Below are 23,982 nucleotides of genomic sequence, written 5' to 3' on the forward strand. Positions count from 1 at the left end.
GTCCGTTGGTGAGGCCTGTCCATAGATACCTACGAATGCCACGTTGAAATCCGTGAGCCATTCGGCTTAACGAGAGCCATATGACGATACAGGTAAACATTACCGCGAACGGCCGCATGAGTCTGCCCGTCGGCATTCGCAAGCGACTGGGGCTCGAAGGCGGCGGAGCGGTGCTGGTCGAGGAAACCGACGACGGCGTGATCCTACGTACCGTTGATCAGGCGGTGGCGAAGGCGCAGGCCATTGCCAGGCGCTACGCCGAGCATCCCGATGCCTCGGTCGAGGCCTTCCTTGCCAATCGCCACGGCGACAGCGGCGAATGACCCACGTCGTCCTCGATGCGTCGGCAATCCTGGCGCTGCTCAAGGGAGAATGGGGCGCGGCCAAAGTCGCCAGCATCATCGCCGACGCGTCGGTCTCCGCGATCAACCAGGCCGAGATCGTCGGCCACTTCGTCCGTCTCGGCGCGCCGCTCGACGAGATACGCACCATGCTCGGCGCGTTACCCTATGAGGTCGTTCCCGTCGACGAGGCGCTGGCCTGGGAAGCGGGCGGTTTGCGCGCCGCGACCGCCATGGCGGGTCTGTCGCTGGGCGATCGCGTCTGTCTGGTGCTGGCCAGGAGGCTGGGCGTCGCCGCCTATACCGCCGACCCGACATGGCGGGAGATCGCCGCGGATGTCGGCGCCAAGGTGGTGCTGATCCGCTAGGGGCGGGCGACGTTCCATCTTCTCCTCCCCCGGTACGCGGAGGTGGCAGGTCGCAGGCCGGACGGAGGGGGGATTCCCCAAAGGTTACCCCGAGTGGCGGTCCCCCGTGTGATACTGTAACTTTCCGCTTTACCCCGACCTGATTTGGGTTAGACGCGCGCGGACATGCCTTTATGGAGCGTCCATGGTTTCGGAACAGCCCGATGTCGCACGTCTCGAAGCGGTCGTAGAATCGCTCCGCGCCGCCCTGACCGTCCTCGACGAGACTGGTCTGCCCGTCGCGGCCGCGCATCTGGACGGCGTCATCCAGCAGGTCGAGGCCGAGTCAGTCCGACTCCGGAACGTCAAACGCGGACGCTAGCATCCGCTCCATCTTGGACATGCCGAGATGGGTGAACTGGACATTGGCGTCGCGGTTCGGCCCGGTTTCGAATATGCCCTGATCGCCGAGATGCTTGAGCCAGCGCGAGACGATGGCGGGGGACAACTCGCTCTCGCGCGCGATCTCGGCGAGCCCGACGACCCGGCCCTCGGCCTCCGCCAGATAGACGCTGTTCAATATGTCGCCGAGCGGGCTGATCGCCTCGTGCACGCCGAATTCCTCGCGTCGCACCTGACGCAGCCGCCGCACGCGAAGCGCCATTTCCCATAGCCTGGCGGGTGGCAGGTCGCGCCCGACCTCGTTCCAGAACAGCGTGCTGACCAGTCGGTCGGGATCGGCGAACCGGGTGACGTAGAGATTGGCCGTGACCGCCGACCCATCGGGCCGGATATAGCGCTTCTGCAACCGGACCGGCGCCGCGCGCTTGATCAGCGAGGCGAGCATCGCGCCGCTGCGGTCGAGATCGTCCGGATGGGTGATCTCCTTGTACGACAGACCGGCGATCTCGTGATGCTGACGCCCGATCAGTTCGAGAAAGGCGCTGTCGGCCTCGAGGATGAACCCGTCGAGCGTGGAAACGCAATGTGCTGTCGGCATATCCCGCGTTCCCCCTCTACCAGCTCCGCCTTGTCGGATGGCGTGATGTCTGGCGATCTGATTAGCATACGCACTAAGCAGCGGTGCTTTAATATACCGCATCATGCCTCGTGATGTCCCTTACGGGAACGAATTTTTCGCAATGCGAGGACGGGACACAGCCCCCCGCCAGCGTACAGTCCAGGCGGCCAAAATGTCACATTTAGCGGCATTCCGAGAGGCATGTTGACAAGTTACGGCAAACGATATCGTATACCAAATATTACAGGGAGTCGGACGATCCGCTGAGAGGTCGCCGGGGGCAGGCAGTAGGAACAGGAGTTCGAACGGACCAGATAAGGGGGAAAGATCATGGCATATCTATCGAGCCACGTGCGGCGATGGGCGCTGACCGGCGCGGCGGCCAGCGCGCTCGTTCTGGCGGCGCAAGCCCATGCCCAAAGCGATCCTGGGACGAGCAGTGGCGCGGCGGGACCGATGGCAAGCGAGGGCGCGACGTCCACCGACGACACCATCGTCGTGACGGGATCGCGCATCCGCCGCAACCCGTTGGACCAGAGTGCACCACTGACGGCCATCGACAGCGCGGATATCGCGCGTACCGGTCTTTCCTCCATCGGCGACGTGCTGCAGCGGTTGCCGGGTGCGGCGGGCGGCCTGAACTCGCGCTTCAATCGGTCGGGCAATAACGGCAATCCGCCCGATGGCGGCGGGGTTGGTGCGGGATCGGCAGAGATCGACCTGCGCTATCTCGGCAGTCGCCGTACACTGGTGCTGGTTGATGGCCTGCGCTTCATTAACGGTAGTGCGGCGAGCGGCATTCCCGGTGCGGTCGACCTGAACGCCATTCCCGATGGCATGATCGAGCGCGTCGATGTGCTGCGCGACGGTGCCTCGACCATTTACGGCTCGGACGCGATCGCAGGCGTTGTCAACGTCATCACCAAGAAGCGCCAGAACGGCTTTCTCGCGACGGCGCAGCTCGGTGGATATGACAAGGGGGACGGCGTCACGCAGAATTACCAGCTGAGCTGGGGCCATCGCACGCAGGACGATCGCGTCTCGATCGTCGCGGGTGCCAATTACATCAACCAGGGTTCCGTCTTCGCGGGCGACCGCCCTTATTATGCCTTCCCCGATCCGGGCGCGACCGCCTGCACCTCCAGTTGCAGTTCGGGCACGCCGAATGGCCGGTTCATCATCAATAATCCCGTAACCGGAGAGGGGATGAACCTGACGCTGAAAAGTAATCCGCTCACCCGGCCGCGCTTCGATCCAACGGATCCCACCGGCGCGAACAGCGACTTCAAGTCGTTCACAGTCGCCGACCGGTTTAACTTCCGACCCTATAATTATCTTTTGACGCCGCAGGAGCGGGTCGGTGCCTTTGTCAACTTCACCGGTCAGCTTGCCGACAATGTCCGGTTGAGCACCAAGCTGATCTATAACCGACGCACTTCGGACAATCAGGCCGCGCCGCTGCCGCTGTTCGTCGGGCCCGATGCGGGCAACGGCAATCTGCTCGACACCATCTCGATCGATCGGACCAACCCGTTCAACCCGTTCGGCGTCACGCTCAGCGCGGGCAATAACGGCACGCCCGCCAATTATGGTTTCATCGGGCGTCGCTTCGTTGAAAACGGCCCCCGCCATTATAGCCAGCGGGTCGACACCATGTACATGTCGGCGACCATCGATGGGCAGTTCGCGATTGGCCGGGGCGCCTGGTATTGGGATGCTAATCTCATCTACGCCGAAAACCATGCCAAGCAGGAGGCGCATGGCAATGTGAATGCCGCCAATCTGGCGCTGGCGCTGGGGCCGGTGGCGAATTGCACGGGTTCCTGTGTGCCGTTCAACATTTTCGGTGGTGCGGGATCGATCACCCCGGCAATGATCAACTACGTCACCTTCACCCAACGCGACCGGTCCGAACAGACGATGACCGACGCCACGCTCAACCTGACCGGTACGCTTCTGGAATTGCCCGCCGGGCCGCTCGGCCTGGCGACCGGCTACGAGTTCCGCCGCCAGACGGGATCGTTTCAACCCGACGCCATCGTCGCAGCGGGGCTGGGCTCCGACATTCCCGCGCAGCCCAGCGCCGGTGCGTTCGATGTCAACGAAGTCTACGGTGAGCTCAGCATCCCGGTGTTGAAGGACGTGCCGTTCTTCCGACTGCTCGAAGGGTCGTTCGCCGCGCGCTATTCGGACTATTCGACCAGCGGCAACCGTACCGTGATGAAGGGCGGGCTCAGCTGGAAGCCGTTCGAGGATCTGCGCCTTCGTGGCACTTGGGCACAGGGCTTCCGCGCGCCCAGCATTGGCGAGTTGTTCGGCACCCCATCGCGCTTCGACGGCGGTGTCATCGATCCCTGCTCTGGCCTGGCCAGCCTGCCTGCGAGCAGCACGGTGCGGCAGAACTGCATCGCGCTGGGCGTGCCCGTCAACTATGTGCAGAACGGATTGCAACTGCCGATCCTGACCGGCGGCAACCGCGCGTTGAAGCCGGAAAAGTCGAAAAGCTGGGTGCTGGGCGGCGTCTATAGCCCGAGCTGGGCGCGCGACGCCGGGTTCGCGAGCCAGCTCAGCCTCGAGGCGGATTACTATACGATCAAGGTGGACGACGCGATCGCGTCGATCGGGGCGGACGTGCTGCTGGCCAATTGCATCAATCAGCGCGATGCGGTCAGTTGCGGTGCCATCACCCGGTCGTCGACCGGTAGCGGCCAGATAACCCAAATCCGTGGCCTGCTTCAGAACATCGCTTCGCTGAAAAGCGAAGGGATCGACATCACGCTCATCTACCGCAGCCCGCGCGTGGGGGCGGGCACGTTCGGAATGAACTGGGCGAGCAATTTCCTGTTCGAATATTCGACCACATTGCCCACCGCGACCGGCAGCAGCACGTTGGAACGCCAGGGCACCGAGCGCGGCGATCAGGCCTATCCGCGCTTCAAGAGCGTCGCGACGATCGACTGGTCGAGCGAAACCTTCCTTGCCTCGCTGACCGGGCGCTATATCGGCAAGGTCATCGAACCGGCCTATGACAATCGCGAGATGAAGCCGATCCTGTATTTCGACGCACAGTTCGGCTGGACGATGCCCTGGCTGTCGCAGCGGCTAACGCTGACCTTGGGCGTCAACAACATCCTGGGCCAGCGGGCGCCCGACTGTCTGAGCTGCGGCGGGTTCGACCCCACCACCTACGACCTGCCAGGCCAGTTCGGTTATGCGCGACTGGGGTTCAAGTTCTGATCGGAATGCGGCCGGGACGATCTCCCGGCCGCAAGTCGTGTCCCGCCTTTCGGCTTACGACAGCAGCGGCCGACACGCGTCCCACTTGCGCGCGAACAGTGTGGCGCAGTCTTGGTCGGACAGGTCCTGCCAATAGGATTCGCGACTTACCCCCTCGACCATGTCGTGAAGCAGCTTCGCCAGCGTCGTGATCTTTTCCTCCGACCAGTCGGGCCCGGCGAGGTTTGCGACATGGTGGCGATAGAAGGCGAAATGCTTGTCGCGCCACGATCCCAGCCAGTGGCGCATCGCGCCGTCGTTCAGCGCCTCCGCCATCAGGATCGTCATGCTCCGCTCGCGCACGCCGCCATCGGGCAGGCACATGCGCCAGGACACTTCCCTCAGCGCGGCGACCGGGTCGGCGGGCAGGTCGTCGCCGAGGTTGCGATGGATCTGCGCCATCACCCGGTCCATCACGTCCATCAGCAGCAGGATCTTGCTCGGCCAGCGGCGATAGACCGCCTGCTTGCTGACCCCGACCGACTGGGCGATCTGCTCGATCGAGATGTCGAGACCCTGCTCGACAAAGGCGATGATCGCCGCCTCGACGACCCGTTGGCCGATCTCCGCCGCGCGCTCGACACTGGGTCGGCCGCGCGACGCGATCGGCATGGCCGGACCGCGACCGCCCTCGGGGGAGATCGACAGATCGCCCATCGGGTCAGTTCAGCCCGCCGCCCAGCGAGCGGTACAGCTCGACCATGTTGCTCTCGCGGTTGAGCCGCGTGGTGACGAGCAACTGTTGCGCCGAATAGGCGGTACGCTGCGAATCGAGCGTCGTCAGGAAGGACTCGACGCCGGTGCGATAGCGCGCGTCGGAGATCTTCAGCGCGACGTTCGCCGCCTCGACCCGCCCGGTCTGCGCCGCGATCTGCTCGTCGATCGTGCCGCGCTGCGCCAGCGCGTCGGCGACCTCGCGGAACGCGGTCTGGACGGTCTTCTCATAGGTCGAGACCGCCGCCTGCTGCTGCGCGCGCGCGACGTCGAGATTGCCGCGAAGCCGCCCGCCGTCGAACAGCGGCAGCGAGATCGAGGGCGCGCCGGTATAGGTGAAGCTGCCGCCCGCGAAGAGCCCGCTCAGCGCGGTGCTGATCGTACCCAGCGTCGCGGTCAGCGAGATGCGCGGGAACATCGCCGCGCGCGCCGCGCCGATATTGGCGTTCTGCGCGATCAGCTGATGCTCGGCCTGCAACACGTCGGGGCGACGCAGCAGGATATCGGAGGACAGGCCGGTCGGCAGCAGCGGCAGTGACGCGCCGCCATTGCCAAGACCCTGGGGCAGCAGTTCGTTGACCACCGGCGCGCCGACCAGCAGGTTGAGCGCGTTCTTGTCCTGCGCCACCCGCGTCTTGAGTACGGCGATGTCGTTGCGCGCGCCCTGATAGGTCGTCTCGGCCTGCCGCGCCTCCAGCTCGGAGGCGACGCCGATCCGGAACTGCGCGCGGGTCAGTTCGAGCGACTTGCCGAAGGATTCGAGCGATTCCTGCGACAGGCGAAGCTGGTCCTGATCCGACGCATAGGTCAGCCAGGCGGTCGCGATCTCGGCGATCAGGCTGATCCGCGTCGTGCGCTGGGCTTCCTCGGTCGCGAAATATTGCTCGAGCGCGGCGCGGTTGAGGTTGCGGACGCGCCCGAACAGGTCGAGCTCGAACGCCGAGAAGCCGGCATTGACCGAGTAGAATTGCAGATTGGGCGACGAAGACCCGACCCCGACGCCAAGGCCGCCGCCCCCCGCGCCAGCGCCAGCCCCCGTTCCGGTCCCGGTGCCCGTACCGGCACCGGTGCCGCCCCCGGCCGCGCCGCCCAGCGCGCCCGTGGCCCCCTGGATATTGTTGGTATAGGTCGCCGAGCCCGACAGGTTGGTCGAGGGGACGAGGTCCGCCCGCTGGATCCGGTATTGCGCCCGCGCCTGCAGCACATTGGCCGCCGCGATGCGCAGGTCGCGATTATTCTCCAGCCCCAGCGCGATCGTCCGGCGCAGCCGGTCGTCGGTGAAGAAGGACTGCCACCCGATCCTGGTGACATCGGGGGCGTCTGACGCCGCGGCGGGATAGATGCCGTCCTGGGGCAGCGTCGCCGGGACGGCGCCGACCGGGCGGACATATTTGGGGGCGAGATTGCACCCGGCGAGTGCGCTGGCCGCCAGCAGGGCGAGCGCGGACTTGGAACGGATCATCGATCAAACTCCCTGCGGCGCGGTCGGCGAAGCCTGTTCGCCATGATCGGGCCGCCCATCATCGGGGTGACGCGTGTCGTCCGTGGGCTTCTCCCCCTGGCTGCGACCGAACAGCCGCATGACGACGACGAAGAACATCGGCACGAAGAAGATCGCCAGGATCGTCGCGGACAACATGCCGCCCACCACCGCGCGGCCGATCGCGTTCTGCCCGCCCGCGCCCGCGCCATTGGCGATAGCCAGCGGGAACACGCCGAACACAAAGGCGAGGCTGGTCATCAGGATCGGGCGGAGACGAAGTTTGGCAGCCTCGATCGCCGCGTCGAAGGCGTTATAACCCTCGCGCATCCGTTCCTCGGCGAATTCGACGATCAGAATCGCGTTCTTCGCCGACACGCCGATCGTGGTGATCAGGCCGACCTGCAGATAGATGTCGTTGTTCAGCCCGGTCAGCATGGCGGCGAGCAGCGCACCGACCACGCCCAGCGGCACGACCAGCATGACCGAGATCGGCACCGACCAGCTTTCATACAGCGCGGCGAGGCACAGGAAGACGATCAGCAGCGACAGGCCATAGAGCGCGGGCGCCTGACCGCCGGAAAGCTGTTCCTCATAGCTGAGGCCGGTCCAGTCGAGCCGGGTGCCGGGCGGCAGCTTGGCCTGCATCTCCTCCATCGCCTTGATCGCGGCGCCCGACGACACGCCGGGTGCGGGCTGGCCCAGGATTTCCATCGAGGGCTGGCCGTTATAGCGGGTGAGCTGCATCGGCCCCTGCTTCCACGAGACGTTGGAGAAGGCGGTGAACGGCGCCATCGTCCCGGTCGCGCCGCGCACATAGAGGTCGCCGATATCCTCGGGCGCCATGCGATAGGCGGCATCGGCCTGGATGTAGACGCGCTTCACGCGGCCACGGTCGATGAAGTCGTTGACGTAGGAGCCGCCCCAGGCGGTCGCGATCGTGCTGTTGACGGTCGACAGGTCGAGGCCGAGTGCGCCCGCCTTGTCCTGGTCGACATCGACCTTGAGTTGCGGCGCATCGTCGAGCGCGTTGGGACGCACGCCGACCAGCGCCTTGTTCTGCGACGCCATGCCGAGCAGCATGTTGCGCGCCGCGAGCAGCCGCTCGTGCCCGATCCCGGCTTCGTCGACCAGCTGCATGTCGAAGCCGGTGGCGTTGCCCAGTTCCTGCACGGCGGGCGGGATGACCGCGAAGATCAGGCCGTCGCTGTAGCGCGAGAAGGCCCCCATCGCGCGGCCGATGATCGCCTGCGCCTTGTTCTGCGCGCCGGGGCGATCCTTCCATTCCTTCATCGGGATGAAGGCGATGCCGCTATTCTGACCCTGTCCCGCGAAGCTGAACCCGTTGATCGTGTAGACGCCGCGAATGGCATCGCCCGCATCGCTCAGGAAATGGTCGCGGACGAGGTCGAGGCCCTTCTGGGTCCGCGCCGAGGTCGCCCCCGGCGGGCCCTGGACGAGCGCGATCATCACGCCCTGGTCCTCGTCGGGCAGGAAGCCGCTGGGCAGCCGCATGAACAGGAAGGTCATGCCCGCGAGGATCAGCGCATAGGCGATCAGCGACCGTCCCCAGCGCCGCGCCGTCGTGCGCGCACCCTTTTCATAGCGGTCGCGACCCCGGTCGAACCGGTCGTTGAACCAGCGGAAGAAGCGCGCCAGCGGGCCATGGCCCTGCCCCTTGTTGGGGTCGTGCGGCTTCAGGATGGTGGCGCAGAGCGCGGGCGTCAGGATCAGCGCGACCGCGACCGACAGCACCATGGCCGAGACGATGGTGATCGAGAACTGGCGATAGATGACGCCGGTCGATCCGCCGAAGAACGCCATCGGCAGGAACACCGCCGACAGGACCGCCGCGATGCCGATCAGCGCGCCGGTGATCTCGTCCATCGACTTTCGCGCCGCCTCCTTCGGCGACAGATGCTCGGTGGTGATGAGCCGCTCGACATTCTCGACGACGACGATCGCGTCGTCGACCAGCAGGCCGATGGCCAGCACCATGCCGAACAGGGTCAGCGTGTTGATCGAATAGCCGAACGCCGCGAGCACCGCGAACGTCCCCGTCAGCACCACCGGCACCGCGATCGTCGGGATCAGCGTGGCGCGGAAATTCTGAAGGAACAGGAACATCACGAGGAAGACGAGCACGACCGCCTCGACCAGCGTCTCGATCACCTGCTCGATCGACAGCCGCACGAAGGGCGAGGTGTCGTAGGGGAAGATGACCTTGACGTCGGACGGGAATTCCTTGGCCAGCGCGTTCACCCGCGCCTTGACCGCGACGACGGTGTCGAGCGCGTTGGCGCCGGGCGCGAGCTTGATGCCGATGCCCGACGCGGGCTTGCCGTTCCACTGTGCCGAGAAGGCGTAGTTCTCCGCGCCGATCTCGACCCGCGCGACGTCGCTCAGCCGGACGATCGAGCCGTCGGTGTTGCTCTTCAGGCGGATCTTGGCGAACTGCTCAGGGGAGGTCAGGCGCGACGACACCGAGACGGTGGCGTTGAGCATCTGTTCCTTGGGCGCGGGCTGCGCGCCGATCTGGCCCGCCGAAACCTGCGCGTTCTGCGCCGTGACCGCATTGGTCACGTCCGCCATGGTCAGCGCATAGTTGTTGAGCTTGATCGGATCGACCCAGATCCGCATCGCATATTGCGAGCCGAAGATCTGGGTATCGCCGACGCCGGTGACGCGCGACAGCGGATCGGAGATGCGCGAGGCGACGATGTCGGCGAGATCGTCGGCGTTATGCTTGCCGTTCTCGGAGTAGAGACCGACGAACAGCAGGAAATTCTGCGTCGCCTTGGCGACGATGATGCCCTGGCGCTGGACCTCCTGCGGCAGCAGCGGGGTCGCCGCCTGCAGCTTGTTCTGGACCTGCACCTGCGCGATGTCGGGATCGGTCCCCTGTTCGAAGGTCAGCGTGATCGTCACGCTGCCCGCCGAGGAGGAGGAGGACGAGAAGTAGCGAAGGTGGTCGATCCCCTTCATCTGCTGCTCGATGATCTGGGTGGTCGTGTTCTCCAGCGTCTGGGCGTCGGCGCCCGGATAGGTGGCCGTGATCGACACCGCGGGCGGCGCGATCGCCGGGAACTGCGCGATCGGCAGCGTGCGCAGCGACAACAGGCCGGCGATGACGACCAGCACCGCCAGCACATAGGCGAAGATCGGGCGATCGATGAAATAGCGTGACATGGCTGGTTACTTCGCCTGTGTCTGGGCCGCACCCGCTTGCGGTTGCGGGGCTGCGGGCTTGGCATTGGGATCCCAGGGCTTGCCCTGCACCGGCATTCCGGGGCGCAGCATCATGCCGCCCTCGACGATGATCTTGTCGCCGGGCTTCAGGCCGCTGGTGACGATCCAGTTCTCGCCGACCGAGCGACCGGTCTGCAGCGTGCGCGGCTCGACCTTGTTGCCCGCGCCGATCACCATCACCGTCGCCTGCCCCTTTTCGTCGCGGCTGACCGCACGCTGCGGCACCAGGAAGGCGTTGGACTGGGTCCCCTCGACCAGCGACGCGCGCACGAACATGCCGGGCAGCAACAGGCCGTTGGGATTGGGGAACAGCGCGCGGATCACCTGCGACCCGGTGGTCGGATCGACGGTCACGTCGGCGAAGCGCAGCGTCCCCTGCGGTCCGTACTCGCTGCCATCCTCCAGCGTCAGCTTGACACGGGCATTGCCGTCGCGGGTCAACTGGCCGCTCATGATCTGCCGCCGCAGTTTCAACAGCTCCGCGCTCGGCTCCTGAATGTCGACATAGATGGGGTCGAGCCGCTGGATGGTGGCCAGCGCCCCGGTCTGCGAGGCGGAGACGAGCGCCCCCGTCGTGAAGACCGAGCGACCGATCTGGCCGGTGATCGGCGCGCGGATGGTGGTCCGCGCCAGGTCGATCTGCGCGGTGCGGAGCGCGGCCTGCTGCGCGGCGACGTCGGCCCGCGCCTGCGCCGCGCTGGTCTGCGCATTCTCATAGTCCTGGCGGGCGATGGCGTTGATCTTGATCAGCTCGCCATAGCGGCGCGCCAATGCGGCGGTCGACGCGATGCCCGACTGCGCACGGGTCAGCGCGGCACGGGCACTGGCCACCTGCGCCTGGTATGGCGCCGGATCGATATGGTATAGCGGCTGCCCCTGACGGACCATGTCGCCCTCGACGAACAACCGCTGGGTGATCAGGCCGTTGACCTGCGGACGCACGTCGGAGGTTTCGAACGCGGTCGTCCGGCCGGGCAATTCGGTGGTCAGGGTGACGGGCTGCTCGCTTGCCACCACATAGCCGACTGGCGCCGGTCCCTGCGCCGCCTGCTGCTGCTGTTGCTTGCCACCGGCACCACATGCGGCCAGTGCGAGCAAGGCGGCAGATGCCAACACACGACCCATAAGCCGATTGGAAGACATATCATTTCCCGCTTGAAAAATTGTTTGAGAGCGATCACTCACAAAAAGCGCCGTTAGACCCGCCAATCGAGCGCGTCAACCGATTAGAAGAGGCCGTAACGTGACCAAAATCGATTGCCCGTCCCCCACCCGCGCAGAATTGCGGCGGGACAAGATCAAGGAGGTGGCGCGGCGCCTGTTCGTGGAAAACGGCTTTCACGCCACGGGGATTGCCGCGATCGCCAAGGAGTCCGGGGTCGCGGTCCAGCAACTGTACCGCGACTTTCCCGCCAAGGAGGACATCATCGCCGCGATCGTCGCGGCGGATTGCGAGCGGATCGCGGATCAGGACACGCTCAACACCGCGCTCGCCAACCGCGATCGCGCCGGGATCATCGGCTGGCTGACGACCATGCCCTGTCGCAAGGACGAGTCGGGCGACCGGATGTTCCTGGAGATCGCGGCGGAGGCGGCGCGCAACGAGCGGATCCGGTCGATCTTCCTCGACGTGCGCGAGCAGGCCTTCGCCAATATCAGCCGCGCCTTTGCCGGGCTGATGGGCAGCGACAAGGTGGAGGACGAGCATCGCACCCTGGCGCAGGCCTTCACGATCATCTCGCTGGGGTCGATCTGCGCGAGGACGCTGCATCACGAGGTGGTGAAGCCCGCCAGCGACAAGCTGATCCAGTGCTTGATCGAGGGCGCGAGATAACGCGATCCCGTTGAATCGGAAGGGGTCCTTTTCCCGAATGCCTCGTTGACCAACGCCGGCACGGGCCGGTGTGGGAAAGGACCCAAGCGATGGCTGTCAAATTTGCCGGAACGATGAACGCGATCAACCGCGGGCTGGACAATACCAAGGGTGCCAAGGGCGCGACGATGGTGGAAGACTGGGAAGCCGCGCTGGCCGAGGTCGACACGCCGGGCGCCAAGGGCATCCTCCGCGACCTCGCCTCGCTGCGCAAGCAGCTCGAAAAGGACGCGCCCGACGCCGACCGGATCCACGACCTGCTGCACCGGCTGGGTGCCGCCACGACCAAGATCGCCGACAAGGCCGACAAGTCGCAGGATAAGCTCAAGGCGCTGGGCCAGGCGCTGACCGAGGCGGGTGAGGAACAGGCCGACGAAGAGGAAGACGTCGAAGCCGCCGCGGCACCGAAGCGGGCCCGAACGAAGAAATGACCGATGCCGGGGCGGCGGTTCGTCCGTCGCCCCGGTCACGGGACCGGACCGGTCGGATAGACCACGGCGATCCGCCGCCACCGCGCTTGCCACACGGAACAGTTGGTCATGGCCTCATCAACCGGGTTTCGACGGGATCAATGCCAGGATCCGGCAGGAGAAACCGCGCCCCCCCAACTAAGTATCGACAGACACGACAGAAAACTGATGTCCAAACCTTTGGCATGACCAAAGCTTGTCGAGCCATACCAATTTGTCAGTTAACCCCCTTACATTCATAAAATGACATTTTTTAAATATTCGATTTAGAATTTCCGTGACGCTAACACACTCAAGCAAATAGCGTTTTCGCGAAACTCCTGCCGGAACGCGTTATCGCCAATGGTATCGTACCATTGAAAGTCGGTTCGCAGTCTGCAAGCATCCCGTTCACCGTTAAGAGGTGAAATCAGGGGGCCGCTATACCGGGACCATCTGGCGCGCGACTTCGCTTGCGGAGCGAATGCGTCGAGGTCCGAGAACCGGGCAATGATTGGGCAACGCAATCGACCGGGACGGAATGGCGGAGCGTGTCATCAAAGGGGGGTCTATGAAAAATATTGGATTTTTGTTCGCCACGAGCGCGATGATGACGATCTGCGCGGTGCCGGCCGCGGCGCAATCGACGCAGTCGGACCAGACGACCGTCGGCGCGACCGACACGGATTCCGCCAAGAGTGAAAGCCGTAAGAATGCCGAGCGCGAGGATCTGCGCGGGAACGCGCGCGATCAGTCGCGCGACGGCGATACGGCCGCAGGCGATGTGATCGTCACCGGCTCGCGCATTGTCAATCCGAACCTCGCCTCGGCCGCGCCGGTACAGGCCGTGTCCGCGCAGGAGATCAAGCTCAGCGGTGCGGTCAATATCGAGGACGTGCTGAACCGCCTGCCGCAGGTCGTGCCCTATGCTCCGCAGGCCGACGACGAGGGCAACGGCACCGGGCGTATCAACCTGCGCAATATCGGCGGTTCGGGCGGCGCGGCGCTGATCCTGCTCGACGGCCAGCGTCTGGGTGGCCAGGTGGCGGCCGATATCAACTCGATCCCGCCCGCGCTCGTCCAGCGGGTCGACGTGCTGACCGGCGGTGCCGCGGCGGTCTATGGTCCCGACGCGCTGACCGGCGTGGTCAACTTCATCCTCAAGAAGAATTTCAAGGGCGTGCAGGTCGACGCCAATTACGGCTTCTTCAATCACCTCAACCGCGCCAACATCGTGACCGATACCGCCAAGACGCGTGGCTTCCCCACGCCGCTGGGCTGGGCCAATGACGGTGGTCGCGCGACGGTCAACGTGGCGGCCGGGACGCAATTGTTCGACGACCGGCTGTCGGTCTCGGGCTATTTCACCTATCGCCACACCGACAACCTGCCGTACAATTCGCGCTCGTCGCAGGCGTGCCACCTGTTGCAGGCGGGAATCGACGGCGCGCTGAGCTGCGACAGCACGCTCTATTCGCGCTACGGCTATATCTACAATCTGAACGGCGGTACGCCGCAGATCAACGCGAGCGACGGCAGCCGCGTCTTCCGCCCCTATCGCAACACGCAGGATGCGACCACCGATCGCCAGAATCGCATGGACGACAGCTATCAAATGCTGCGCGCCAACGAGCGGTACAATGCGGGTGGCTTCCTGTCGTTCAAGGCGACCGACTGGGCCGAAATCTACGGCAGCTACATGTACACCCGCAACACCAGCCAGGGGACGTACCTGCCCGCCACGATCGGCGAGGGCACCAACGGCGATGGCGGCTACCAGCTCAATTGCAACAATCCGCTCATGTCCGCGCAGCAGGCGCAGGTGCTGTGCGGCGCGCAGGCGGGCACGTCCGCGACCGTGCCGATCGACTTCGGCTATCGGTTCCAGCACTATCCGACCCGCTCGATCGACTATCAGCAGATCTACAACCGCGCGACGCTTGGCGTGCGCGGCGACTTTGGCGGCGCGTGGCATTATGATGTCGGCGGGGTCTGGGCCAAGAGCCTGGTCAAGAGCGCGATCAACCGCAACTGGGCGCCCTCTGGCGACAACATCGCCAAGGCGCTGAACGTCGTTAACGTCAACGGCGTGCCGACCTGTGTGTCCAAGGTGAACGGCACCGACCCGAACTGCGTACCGCTCGACATCTTCCGCGGCGATTCGGACGATCCCGCCGCCTATAACTATATCTTCGCCTATGCGCCCAACGGGCCGACCCGCAATGTCGGCTATTTCTTCGACGTGCAGGCCAATATCAGCGGCGATCTGGGCCGTTACGGCATCCGCTCGCCGCTCGCGACCGATGGCGCGCAGATCAGCCTGGGCGCCGAGCTGCGTCGCGACATCGCGAGCAACTTCACCAGCGCCGACTATAACACCATCATCCAGGGCACGCCGAACCCGTCCTCCTCGTCGCGCGGCACCCAGACCGCCAAGGAACTGGCCGTCGAGCTTCAGCTTCCGCTGATCCAGGACCAGTCCTGGACGCATTTGCTGGGCTTCAGCGGCGGCTATCGCGCATCCAACTACGACACCTCGTCGCGCACCTTCTTCAGCACCTGGAAGCTGGAGGGGACCTGGGCACCGATCCGCGACATCCGCTTCCGCGTGGCGCGCAACTTCGCGTCGCGGGCACCGAACGTGTTCGAGGCGACGGAGAACATCAACTTCGCGCGCAGCCTGAACTTCGTCGACATCTGCGGTGCGTCGACCGCAGCGGGCGGCGCCCCGCTCGCCAGCCTGGCGGCGTGCCAGTTGCAGCCGGGCTTCAATCCGGCAACCTATGGCAGCACGACCATCCGCTGCCCGGAGGCCGGCTGCATCTATCGCAACGGTGCGGTCGATCCGGCACTGGGGCCCCAGACCGCCAATACCCTGACCTATGGTCTGGTGCTGACGCCCAGCTTCCTGCCGCGCTTCAGCTTCTCGGTGGACCATTACGAGATCCGCTACACCAACCAGATCGTCGGGCTGGATCAGGACACGATCGTCAACAACTGCGTCAACTACGCAACCGATCCGACCGAGCTGAACCGCATCTCGTGCCAGCAGTTCGTGCGCAACGGCAACGGCACGTTGTTCGGCAACATCAACAATCCGAGCTCGGGCTATCTCAGTTCGCTGGTGCTCAACGTGCCCAACCAGATCGGCACGACCGGCTACGACTTCCAGGCGCATTATGACCTGCCGATCGGCAGCGGCACCTTCGCCAGCGACTTCAACGGCGGCCTCGTGACCAGCGCGGCCTCGGTCAGCAACCAGTCGGGCAGCGTCGGCTATTTCGGTGACGGCGTCGGCAATCCCATCCCGAAGTGGCGTCACAACCTGCGCGGCACCTTCACCGGCGCGGAGGGGCTGTTCCAGGTCTCGCTGAACTGGCGCTATATCTCGGCGACGCAGAGCGGCACGCTGCGCCGGACGGTGCAGAACACCTTCGCGCGTATCCCCAACTACAGCTATTTCGATCTGGCGGCGAACGTGAACATCGCCAAGCGGATGACGCTGGGCGTGACGATCAACAACCTGCTCGACAAGGACCCGCCGATCATCCCGGCACGCGGCGGCAACAACACCTACTCGATCAACGGGTGGCAGAATTCGCCGGTCAATTTCTACGACATCTACGGGCGTTATATCCAGTTCTCGGTGACGACCAACTTCTGACGCCCATTCAATCGCCGAAAGCCTGTGATCCCCGCCGACCCTGTCGGCGGGGATTTTTCATGGCATCGCCGCCAGCGCGCTGGCGCTGGGGCAGGATGCGGGCACCGGTCCGGGCCCCGGCCGATAGACCAGCCGCACCCGGCTCGGGCCCGTCGGGACGCAGGCGGCGAGGTGATAGTCCCGCGCGAGCGCCTCGCGCAGTACCGCACGGGTGGCGGGGTTGCCGAAGGCGAAGCGGGGATAGTCGTCGACGATCGCGCCGGGGTGACGCGCCAGGATGCGGCGGATCTCGGCGACCGGATCGGTGCCCAGCGCGGCCGCGCTCGCCTCGTCCTGCGTATTGAGATGGCCGGGGAACACCCATTTGGACGGCAGGCAGCTATGGGTGAGCATGTAGAGCGCCGGATAACCGTCATAGACATAGAGGCAGCCGCGCCCCGGCGTCGCCGCGCGCGCGACCGCGCGTGCTTCGTCCGCGCCGCCCTTGGCGCGTTCGCTGAGCGCCAGCACGACTTGCCCGGCCAGCGCGATCACCGCGATCAGCGCCAGCAGCCAGCCGCGCCGCCAGCGCGCCAGCGCGGGCGCGGCGACGATCGTCGCGGGCAGCACGATCGGCATGGCGTAATGCGGGCTGCCGAACCGTCCGTAGAGCAGTACCGCGACCACCGTCACCGCCAGCCAGACGAGGAGGAAGCCGAACCCGTCGCGCCGCTCGGGCGCGACATGCCGCCAGGGTCGCCCCAGCGCGATGACCAGTCCGAGCGGCGCCAGGATGCCGATACAGGCGGCCAGCCCCTCCAGCTCGGTCGCCAGCGGCCGCGCCGCCTGTCCGCCGAGCGAAAGGAAGTTGGCGAAGATCCACGCCTCGCTCTGTCCCATCGCCGCATAGGCGCCCCAGGCGACAAGTGTCGGCAGCAGCGCGAGCGCGACCCAGACCAGCGCCATCCCCGCCAGCCGGACCAGCGGCGCGCGCGCGCGATAGCCAAGCCATAACAGGATGCAGCCGAACGCGAATCCCTCGGGCAGCACCGCATATTTGATCTGGAGCGCGACGCCGATCGCCGCCATCGCGCCCGCGCCGCACGCGAACAGCCCGCCGCGCCGCTCGACCGCGCACAGCACCAGGCTCGCCGCGACCAGCACCAGCGCATTGTAGAAGACGGGCGACTGCCCCCCTTCCCCCTCCATCAGGTTCAGCCAGAGGATGTACAGGATCGCCGCCCCCAGCGCGGCGACCGGCCCGGCGAAGCGCCGCGCAATGCGCTGGATGCCGTAAGCGGTGGCGACGACGAAGCCGGTCGCGACCAGCTTATAGGCGAGGAACCCGTCCCCGCCCAGCGACCGTGCCCCGGCGTAAAGGAGGAACAGGCCGATCGGCTTGCGGTCGAAAATATCGACATAGGGCAAGGCACCCTGCAGCATCCGGTCGCCGACCAGCAGGTAGAATTGCTCGTCGAACCCGGTCACCGGATTGCCGAAACCCTGCGCCCGGACGAGCAGCGCCACCAGGGCGAGCAGCCCCAGGCTGGCGATCGGTCCTGCCCCGCGATCCTGTCTCTTCGCGTCGTTCATGCCCGGCGGGTGGGTCGCTTCGCCGACAAAGGCAAGCGGGAATTCGTCGCCGAAATCGGGACCATGCGCGGCGCCAGCGAACATGACATAGCTGTCACGAACAATTATAGGCCGGAATATCGACCATTTTCGCTGGCCGATCTATGGGTGAGGTGATGGGGCGATTTCCGCAACGATTGGACTCTTGGGTGGAGCGGGCGGTCTTTTGCGCGTTCTGACCTTCCTGCACAGCTTCGAACCCGGCGGGGTCGAGCGGATCGCGCTGCGCCTCGTCCGCCGCTGGCGGGAATCGGGGATCGACGCGCCGCTCTTCCTGGGGCGGACCGATGGCGCGATGGCGGAGGACGTCGGCGCGGGGCTCGACTATGTGACGCCGCCCCGCCGCTGGCCGGGCATCGCGCATTGGGAAACGCTCTGGATGGTCCTGACCCTGCCGCGCGTCGTCCGCGCGGTGCGGCCCGACATGCTGTTCTGCGCGGGCAATACCTATGCCTTCGTCGCGGTGATGCTGAAGCTGGTGCTGGGCCGCGATTGCCCGCCGGTGGTCGCCAAGATCAGCAACAATCTCGACCGGACCGACGCATCCTTGCTCTACCGGATCTTCTATCGCATCTGGCTGCGTATCCAAGGGCTGGCGATCGATCACTTCGTCGGCATGGAAAAGCCGATGCGCGCCGAGATCGTGCAGGGCGTTCGCGTATCGCCATCGCGCGTCGCGATCATCCCCGACCCCGCCTTGTCCGAGGCGCAGATCATGGCGCTGCGCGAACCCGTCGCCACGACGCCCACGCACGGACGCCGTTTCGTCACCATCGCGCGGCTGGCCCCGCAGAAGAACCTCGCGCTGATGCTGCGCGGGTTCGCGCGGGGCAGCCGTCCGGCCGACACGCTGACGCTGTTCGGCGAGGGGCCCGAGCGCGGCCAGCTCGAGGCGCTGGCGGTGACGCTGGGCATCGCCGACCGGGTCGAATTCCGCGGCTATGTCACCAACCCCGCCGCACTGCTCGCGCAATACGACATGCTGTTGCTGTCCTCGCAATATGAGGGGGTGCCCGCGGTGATCCTGGAGGGGCTGGCCGCCAATATCGGCATCATCGCCACCGATTGCAGCCGCTCGATGGGCACGCTGCTCCAGCAGGGGGCGCTGGGCACGCTGGTCCCGGTGGGCGACGAAACCGCCTTCGCCACCGCGATCGCCGACGCCCGCGCCCACACCCAGGACCCGCGCCGCACGCTGCACCAGGCGCGACGCTTCACCATCGAGCATGGCGGCGACCATTATCTGCGCGTGATGCGCGGCGTCCTGCGCGGGAAGAGGGCGTCGGCCCCACTGGTCGCCGAGCCGGTGGTCCCGCTGAGCTGACGCCCCCAACCCTCTCCCCTCTATGAGGGGCGAGGGGAAAAATTGTTGTCCGCGACAGGCTGTTTTCGAAGCACGTCAAGATCACTCTCAAAAAAAGCCGTAATTGTGACATGATCGCCACAGTATCTATCGCCTTCACGTCGGCGATGGGAGTGGCTGAACGATGCGATTGGGGGAAAGCGCGCGCGTCAGGCGCGGCGCGTTATGGTCGGCGGTCGTCCTGGGGGCGTCGGCCCCGACACCTTTAGCGGCACAGACCGAAGCCGCCCCGACGCCGCAGACGGACGCCCCGCCTGCCGAGGTCACCGTTACCGGCAAGCGCATCCCCGGCTCGATCATCGGCGCGGTCGAGCCGGTCGCGGTGCTCGATGCCACCACGCTCGACGGGCTCGGCGCCCCCAGCCTGAGCGAGCTGCTCAAGCGGGTGAAGGCGCTGACCAGTTCGTCGAGCGGAGGCGAACCGGTGATGCTGCTCAACGGCCGCCGGACCTCGGGTTTCGCCGAGTTCCAGAACCTGCCCTATGAGGCGATGGAGCGCATAGAGATCCTGCCCGAACAGGAAGCGGCGCGGTTCGGCTATCCGCCCACCGTGCGGGTGATGAACTTCATCACCAAGAAAAAGTTCGAGGCGATCACCGTCAACGTCCTGCCCGGCGTCGCGACCGATGGCGGTGGCGAGACCAACATGACCGAGATCACCTCGACCCGGATCGACGGCCCCCGGCGCGTGACCTTCAACCTGTCGCATTTCCGGCAGAATCCGGTGCTGCAGAGCCAGCGCGCCATCGTCCCCGATCCCGACACGCTGTTCGCCACCGGCGGCAATGTGACGGGGGTGAACGGCGCAAGCCTGGACCCCAGGCTCGATGCGCTGGCGGGGCGGGCGGTGACACAGGCGGGGGTGCCGATCGACCCGGCCGCGCGCGACGCGCTCGCCGCCTATGCCGACAGCCCCGTCGCGGTCACCGATATCGGGCCCTATCGCACGCTGATCCCGCGCACCGACACCATCCATGCCGAGGCCGGGCTCGCCTCGCCACTGGGCAAGTCGGTGTCGGGATCGCTGACGCTGTCGATGGATGCCAATCGGAGCAAGGGGCTGAACGGCCTCGCGCCCGCGCTGCTGCGGGTGCCGGGCGGGCTGGGGGCGTTTCCCTTCGCCGACGACACGCTCCTCTATCGCTATCTGCCGGGCAGCGTGCTGCACCAGCGGACCACCAGCATGGCGCTGCATGCAGGCGGCTCGCTGACTGGGGATGTGCGCCGCTGGAACTGGGCGGTGACGGGCAGCTATGACCGGCTGGTGTCGCGCAACGCCTCCGAGACGGGGGTGCCGCTCGGCGCGCTTCAGGCCGCGATCGGCGCGGGCGGCGATCCGATGGCCCCGGTCGATCCCGCCACGGCCATGGCGCGGACCGTCAACCGCAGCCGCGCCGCGTCGGACACGCTGGCTGTCAAGGCGACCGCCAACGGCCCGGTCGTCCATCTGCCCGCTGGCGACGCGCTCATCACCGTCACCACCGACTATGCCCGTGTCGACAGCCGCGCGACGACCAGCCTGGCGCTGCCCGACGACGCCATCGGCCGCACCACGCGCGGTGCGAGCGTCAACGCCACCCTGCCGCTCGCCTCCGCGCGCGAGGGGTCGCTGGGCTTTCTCGGCGAACTGCAATTGAGCGGCATGGCGGGGGTGTCGCAGGTGTCGGACTTCGGTCGGCTGAGCAATTCGAACCTCGGGCTCAACTGGATCCCGTTCCGCCCGGTGCAGCTCAGCGCCTCGATCAACGTCGCGCAGGCGGCGCCCGCCGTCACGCAACTCGTCGCGCCGGTGCTGACCTCCCCCAACACGCCGTTCTTCGACTTCGTCACCGGACAGAGCACGCTCGTCACCACGCTGACCGGCGGAAACCCCGCTCTGGCGCCCGAGAGGCGGCGGATCACCAGCCTGGGCATCGCGGTGACGCCGGTCCGCGACAAGGACATCCGCGTCGCGCTCGACTATCTCGACACGCGGATCGACGATCAGGCGGCGTCGATCGGCAGCGCGACCCCGGCGTTCCAGCGGGTCTTTCCCGACCTGTTCCGCCGCGATTCGCTGGGCCAGCTGGTCAGCGTCGATTTGCGCCCGGTCAACCTGGCCTATGAACGCGAACGCAAGCTGCGGCTGACCAGCAGCCTTCAGGCCAAGCTGGGCAAGTCCCCGCCACCTCCCGCCGCGCCACCCGCGCCCGATGCGGCGAAGACCGCGCCACCGCCGCGACCGCGCAAGGAGCCGCCCATGCTCTTCCTGTCGGCGACGACCAATTACCGGCTGGAGGACCGGCTGACCCTGCGCGACGGCGGGCCGGTGCTCGACCTGCTCGACGGCGCGACGCTGGACGGCACGGGCGGCCGCCCGCGCTGGGACGTCCAGCTCAACGGTTATTTCGGATACGGGCTGTTCAACCTGGGGGTCTATGGCCGCATCCAGGGGCCGACGCGGATCCAGAGCGACATCGCCGCATCCGATCTGCGCTTTTCGGGGCGGACCTGGCTGGTCCTCTACAGCTCGCTGGAGGCGGACAAAATCTACGACCGCCCATGGACCAGGAAGCTGCGGATCAATTTCACGATCGAGAATCTGCTGAACGACCGGATCAACGTCACCGATCGCAACGGCGATACGCCGAACCGATTCCAGCCCGCCTATATCGATCCGATCGGCCGCTCGGTCCGGATCGGCGTGCGCAAGCTGTTCTGATAAGGGGTCAAGTCGCCCCGCTTCCGTAGTGAATAAGCGGGGCGACCTGCTGTCCGTCGGCCGGATGGCCTGACCAGATGGCTGATAGGGCAAGATGGTTACGCAAGTCTGAACGAAATGGGGCCCGCCGAAAAATCGGCAGGCCCCGTCCGTAGTGTCAGCTACCAAGGGGATGGCCTGACACATCGAAATCTGACCCAAGCCCGCGCGCTGTGCAATCGGGCATGGCGGGGTTCCATCCCGGAAAGGGATCGTTCCGGCCGAAGCGGACCGCGCATCCATGTCGCTTGACTCTTATTTCTACATATGTCGTTATGAACCATGGTTCGAAACAGGCGCCCCTCCCGGCAGATGCATCTGGTGCTCGCGGCACTGTCGCGGCAGCGGATCGAATGGCGGCACGGCTACGAGCTGATGAAGGAGACGGGTCTGGCGTCAGGTACGCTCTATCCGCTGCTGATGCGGATGACCTACAACGGGCTGGTCGAGGCGGAGTGGCGTGAGCCGGCACAGGTCGGTCGGCCGCCCCGGCATGTCTATCGCCTGACCGCGACCGGCTTCGCGCTGGCGCTCGAGGCGATTGGCGAAGCGGGTTCGGGAACCGGCAAGGAGGTGCTGACATGACGACCCCGGTGTCGCGCGCGATCATGGCGCTGGCGACGGCCTGGATGGGCGATCACCGCCGATCCTGGTCGCTGGCGATGCAGGCCGAATATGCGGTCGCGGCGGAAGACGGCCGCGCCTTGTCCTTCGCGATCGGCTGTCTGCTGGCGGCGGGGCGTGAGATGGTCGCGAGCGCACAGGGGCGCCTGCGCCTGGGCGGCTATGCGCTGGCCGTGGCGGTCATGTTGCCGATGGCGACGTTGCAGATCGGCTGCGCGCTGCTCGGCTTCCCGTTCCTCTTTCCCGGTGAGCATGGCCTTCCCAGCGCGATGCTGGTGGGCGGCGCGCATGAGGACTTGTTGCGCGGCGTCTATCAGGGTGCCGTTCCATCGCTCGCGCTGATCCAGCTCGCCACGGGGATCGGCCATGCCCGGCTCGCCTGCCTGGCGGTCGAGCGCGACTGGTCCGCCGCCTTCCGCTGGTCTGTCTGGACGCTGTCGGCGATGATCGCGCTGGTGCTCCTCATGACCGTGCTGTTCCTCGATAGCCGCCAGGCGGTGATGCAGGTGGCGATCGTCGGGCTCGAGCTTGCGATACTGGCGATGCTGGCACGCCGACATGGCGAGCTTAGCCCCCCGCCCGACGAGACCGAAGCGGGTTTCTGACCAGCCCGGCCGCTGGCCGGATGTCGAATGTCATGTCCTCGGAGCCCCCCAAGGCCCGGAGCGGGCCGGGTCATGCCCGCCCCTCCCCTGTCCAACCAAGGAGAAGATGCATGTCCCGTTCCTTACGCCAATGGCCGATCATCCTCGCGGCCGTCGCCACGATCGCGAGCCCGACCGCCGCCCAAACCGCCGAATCGCCCGCGCCGTCGCCGTTCCTGGGCCAATGGGAACTCGATCTGACCCGTATGCCCGCCACCTATGGCGCGCCGCCCAAGCGTGTCCTCTACCGCTTCCGCGACATCGGTAATGGCCAGTGGCGCACCGATGTCGATATCACCGCGCCCGACGACAGCGTCCGGCATATGAGCGTCGCCTATCGCCCGGACGGTCGCATGGCGCGCGGCGACGGCGATACCAGCGAGGCGGACAGCGCCGCGATCCTGCTTCCCGCGCCCAACGTGCTGGTCATGAACCTGGCCCGCAACAAGATGCCCGGCTCGGTCCGCGTCTATACGATCGCACCCGACGGCCGGACGATGACCGAAGCCGCCGCCAATATCGACGATAAGGGCGAACCCTTCGTCCGCACCTTCCACTACCGGCGCCTGCCCTGACGCAGGGCGGT

17 protein-coding genes are annotated in these 23,982 nt (G+C 66.2%); 11 read left to right on the forward strand and 6 right to left on the reverse strand.

Features of this window, described 5'->3' with window-relative positions; all coding sequences use genetic code 11:
* The first annotated feature begins 80 nt into the window (after window positions 1-80).
* Window positions 81-323 (forward strand): AbrB/MazE/SpoVT family DNA-binding domain-containing protein, encoded by a 243-nt coding sequence (locus LRP66_RS08320; RefSeq protein WP_230482031.1) that lies wholly within the window; start codon window positions 81-83, stop codon window positions 321-323.
* On the forward strand, window positions 320-709 hold the full coding sequence (locus LRP66_RS08325; RefSeq protein ID WP_230482032.1) for a type II toxin-antitoxin system VapC family toxin: 390 nt from the start codon (window positions 320-322) through the stop codon (window positions 707-709). Before LRP66_RS08320 ends, LRP66_RS08325 begins: the two co-directional genes overlap by 4 nt.
* 325 nt (window positions 710-1,034) lie before the next feature.
* Here the strand turns inward: LRP66_RS08325 and LRP66_RS08330 are convergent, their stop codons facing one another.
* The gene (locus LRP66_RS08330; protein WP_230482033.1) at window positions 1,035-1,688 is read right to left on the reverse strand and encodes a PAS domain-containing protein; all 654 of its coding nucleotides are present in this window, start codon (window positions 1,686-1,688) and stop codon (window positions 1,035-1,037) included.
* A gap of 351 nt (window positions 1,689-2,039) precedes the next feature.
* Here LRP66_RS08330 and LRP66_RS08335 point away from each other — a divergent pair, with 351 nt between their 5' ends.
* Window positions 2,040-4,946 carry a TonB-dependent receptor domain-containing protein gene (locus tag LRP66_RS08335; protein WP_230482034.1) on the forward strand — a complete coding sequence of 969 codons (2,907 nt, stop codon included), beginning with the start codon at window positions 2,040-2,042 and terminating at the stop codon, window positions 4,944-4,946.
* Between the two features lie 54 nt (window positions 4,947-5,000).
* Here LRP66_RS08335 and LRP66_RS08340 read toward each other — a convergent pair whose 3' ends face one another.
* The 4 genes from LRP66_RS08340 to LRP66_RS08355 are packed head-to-tail and all read right to left on the reverse strand — an operon-like array spanning window position 5,001 to window position 11,571.
* Window positions 5,001-5,642, reverse strand: a complete 642-nt coding sequence (locus LRP66_RS08340) for a TetR/AcrR family transcriptional regulator (RefSeq protein WP_230482035.1) — start codon at window positions 5,640-5,642, stop codon at window positions 5,001-5,003.
* Window positions 5,643-5,646: 4 nt separating this feature from the next.
* On the reverse strand, window positions 5,647-7,161 hold the full coding sequence (locus LRP66_RS08345) for an efflux transporter outer membrane subunit (protein WP_230482036.1): 1,515 nt from the start codon (window positions 7,159-7,161) through the stop codon (window positions 5,647-5,649).
* A 3-nt stretch (window positions 7,162-7,164) separates the two neighbouring features.
* Window positions 7,165-10,368 (reverse strand): efflux RND transporter permease subunit, encoded by a 3,204-nt coding sequence (locus LRP66_RS08350; protein ID WP_230482037.1) that lies wholly within the window; start codon window positions 10,366-10,368, stop codon window positions 7,165-7,167.
* Between the two features lie 6 nt (window positions 10,369-10,374).
* Window positions 10,375-11,571: an efflux RND transporter periplasmic adaptor subunit gene (locus tag LRP66_RS08355; RefSeq protein ID WP_230482038.1), complete on the reverse strand. Its 1,197-nt coding sequence runs from the start codon at window positions 11,569-11,571 to the stop codon at window positions 10,375-10,377.
* A 100-nt stretch (window positions 11,572-11,671) separates the two neighbouring features.
* Here LRP66_RS08355 and LRP66_RS08360 point away from each other — a divergent pair, with 100 nt between their 5' ends.
* The 3 genes from LRP66_RS08360 (at window position 11,672) to LRP66_RS08370 (ending at window position 16,414) form a co-directional block, all read left to right on the forward strand.
* Window positions 11,672-12,262, forward strand: coding sequence for a TetR/AcrR family transcriptional regulator (locus LRP66_RS08360; RefSeq protein ID WP_230482039.1), 591 nt, complete (start codon window positions 11,672-11,674; stop codon window positions 12,260-12,262).
* Window positions 12,263-12,351: 89 nt separating this feature from the next.
* Entirely contained in the window at window positions 12,352-12,732 is a 381-nt protein-coding gene (locus tag LRP66_RS08365) for a hypothetical protein (RefSeq protein WP_230482040.1), read from the forward strand.
* A gap of 589 nt (window positions 12,733-13,321) precedes the next feature.
* Window positions 13,322-16,414: a TonB-dependent receptor domain-containing protein gene (locus LRP66_RS08370; protein WP_230482041.1), complete on the forward strand. Its 3,093-nt coding sequence runs from the start codon at window positions 13,322-13,324 to the stop codon at window positions 16,412-16,414.
* Between the two features lie 57 nt (window positions 16,415-16,471).
* On the opposite strand, the gene LRP66_RS08375 is transcribed toward LRP66_RS08370, so the two are convergent.
* A complete protein-coding gene (locus LRP66_RS08375) occupies window positions 16,472-18,070 on the reverse strand; it encodes an ArnT family glycosyltransferase (protein ID WP_230482042.1) in 1,599 nt (532 codons plus the stop codon).
* Window positions 18,071-18,191: 121 nt separating this feature from the next.
* Between LRP66_RS08375 and LRP66_RS08380 the strand changes: the two genes are divergently transcribed.
* The 5 genes from LRP66_RS08380 to LRP66_RS08400 all read left to right on the forward strand — a co-directional run bounded on the left by LRP66_RS08380 (window position 18,192) and on the right by LRP66_RS08400 (window position 23,971).
* Window positions 18,192-19,349 (forward strand): glycosyltransferase, encoded by a 1,158-nt coding sequence (locus tag LRP66_RS08380; RefSeq protein WP_230482043.1) that lies wholly within the window; start codon window positions 18,192-18,194, stop codon window positions 19,347-19,349.
* Window positions 19,350-19,512: 163 nt separating this feature from the next.
* On the forward strand, window positions 19,513-22,089 hold the full coding sequence (locus LRP66_RS08385) for a TonB-dependent receptor (RefSeq protein WP_230482044.1): 2,577 nt from the start codon (window positions 19,513-19,515) through the stop codon (window positions 22,087-22,089).
* Window positions 22,090-22,440: 351 nt separating this feature from the next.
* Window positions 22,441-22,713, forward strand: a complete 273-nt coding sequence (locus tag LRP66_RS08390) for a PadR family transcriptional regulator (RefSeq protein WP_230482045.1) — start codon at window positions 22,441-22,443, stop codon at window positions 22,711-22,713.
* Window positions 22,710-23,357 (forward strand): hypothetical protein, encoded by a 648-nt coding sequence (locus tag LRP66_RS08395; RefSeq protein WP_230482046.1) that lies wholly within the window; start codon window positions 22,710-22,712, stop codon window positions 23,355-23,357. The genes LRP66_RS08390 and LRP66_RS08395 overlap by 4 nt, the downstream gene beginning before the upstream one ends.
* A 110-nt stretch (window positions 23,358-23,467) precedes the next feature.
* On the forward strand, window positions 23,468-23,971 hold the full coding sequence (locus tag LRP66_RS08400; RefSeq protein WP_230482047.1) for a hypothetical protein: 504 nt from the start codon (window positions 23,468-23,470) through the stop codon (window positions 23,969-23,971).
* Window positions 23,972-23,982: the final 11 nt, after the last annotated feature.

Source organism: Sphingomonas sp. Leaf21, from assembly GCF_916858675.1.
GTDB lineage: Bacteria > Pseudomonadota > Alphaproteobacteria > Sphingomonadales > Sphingomonadaceae > Sphingomonas.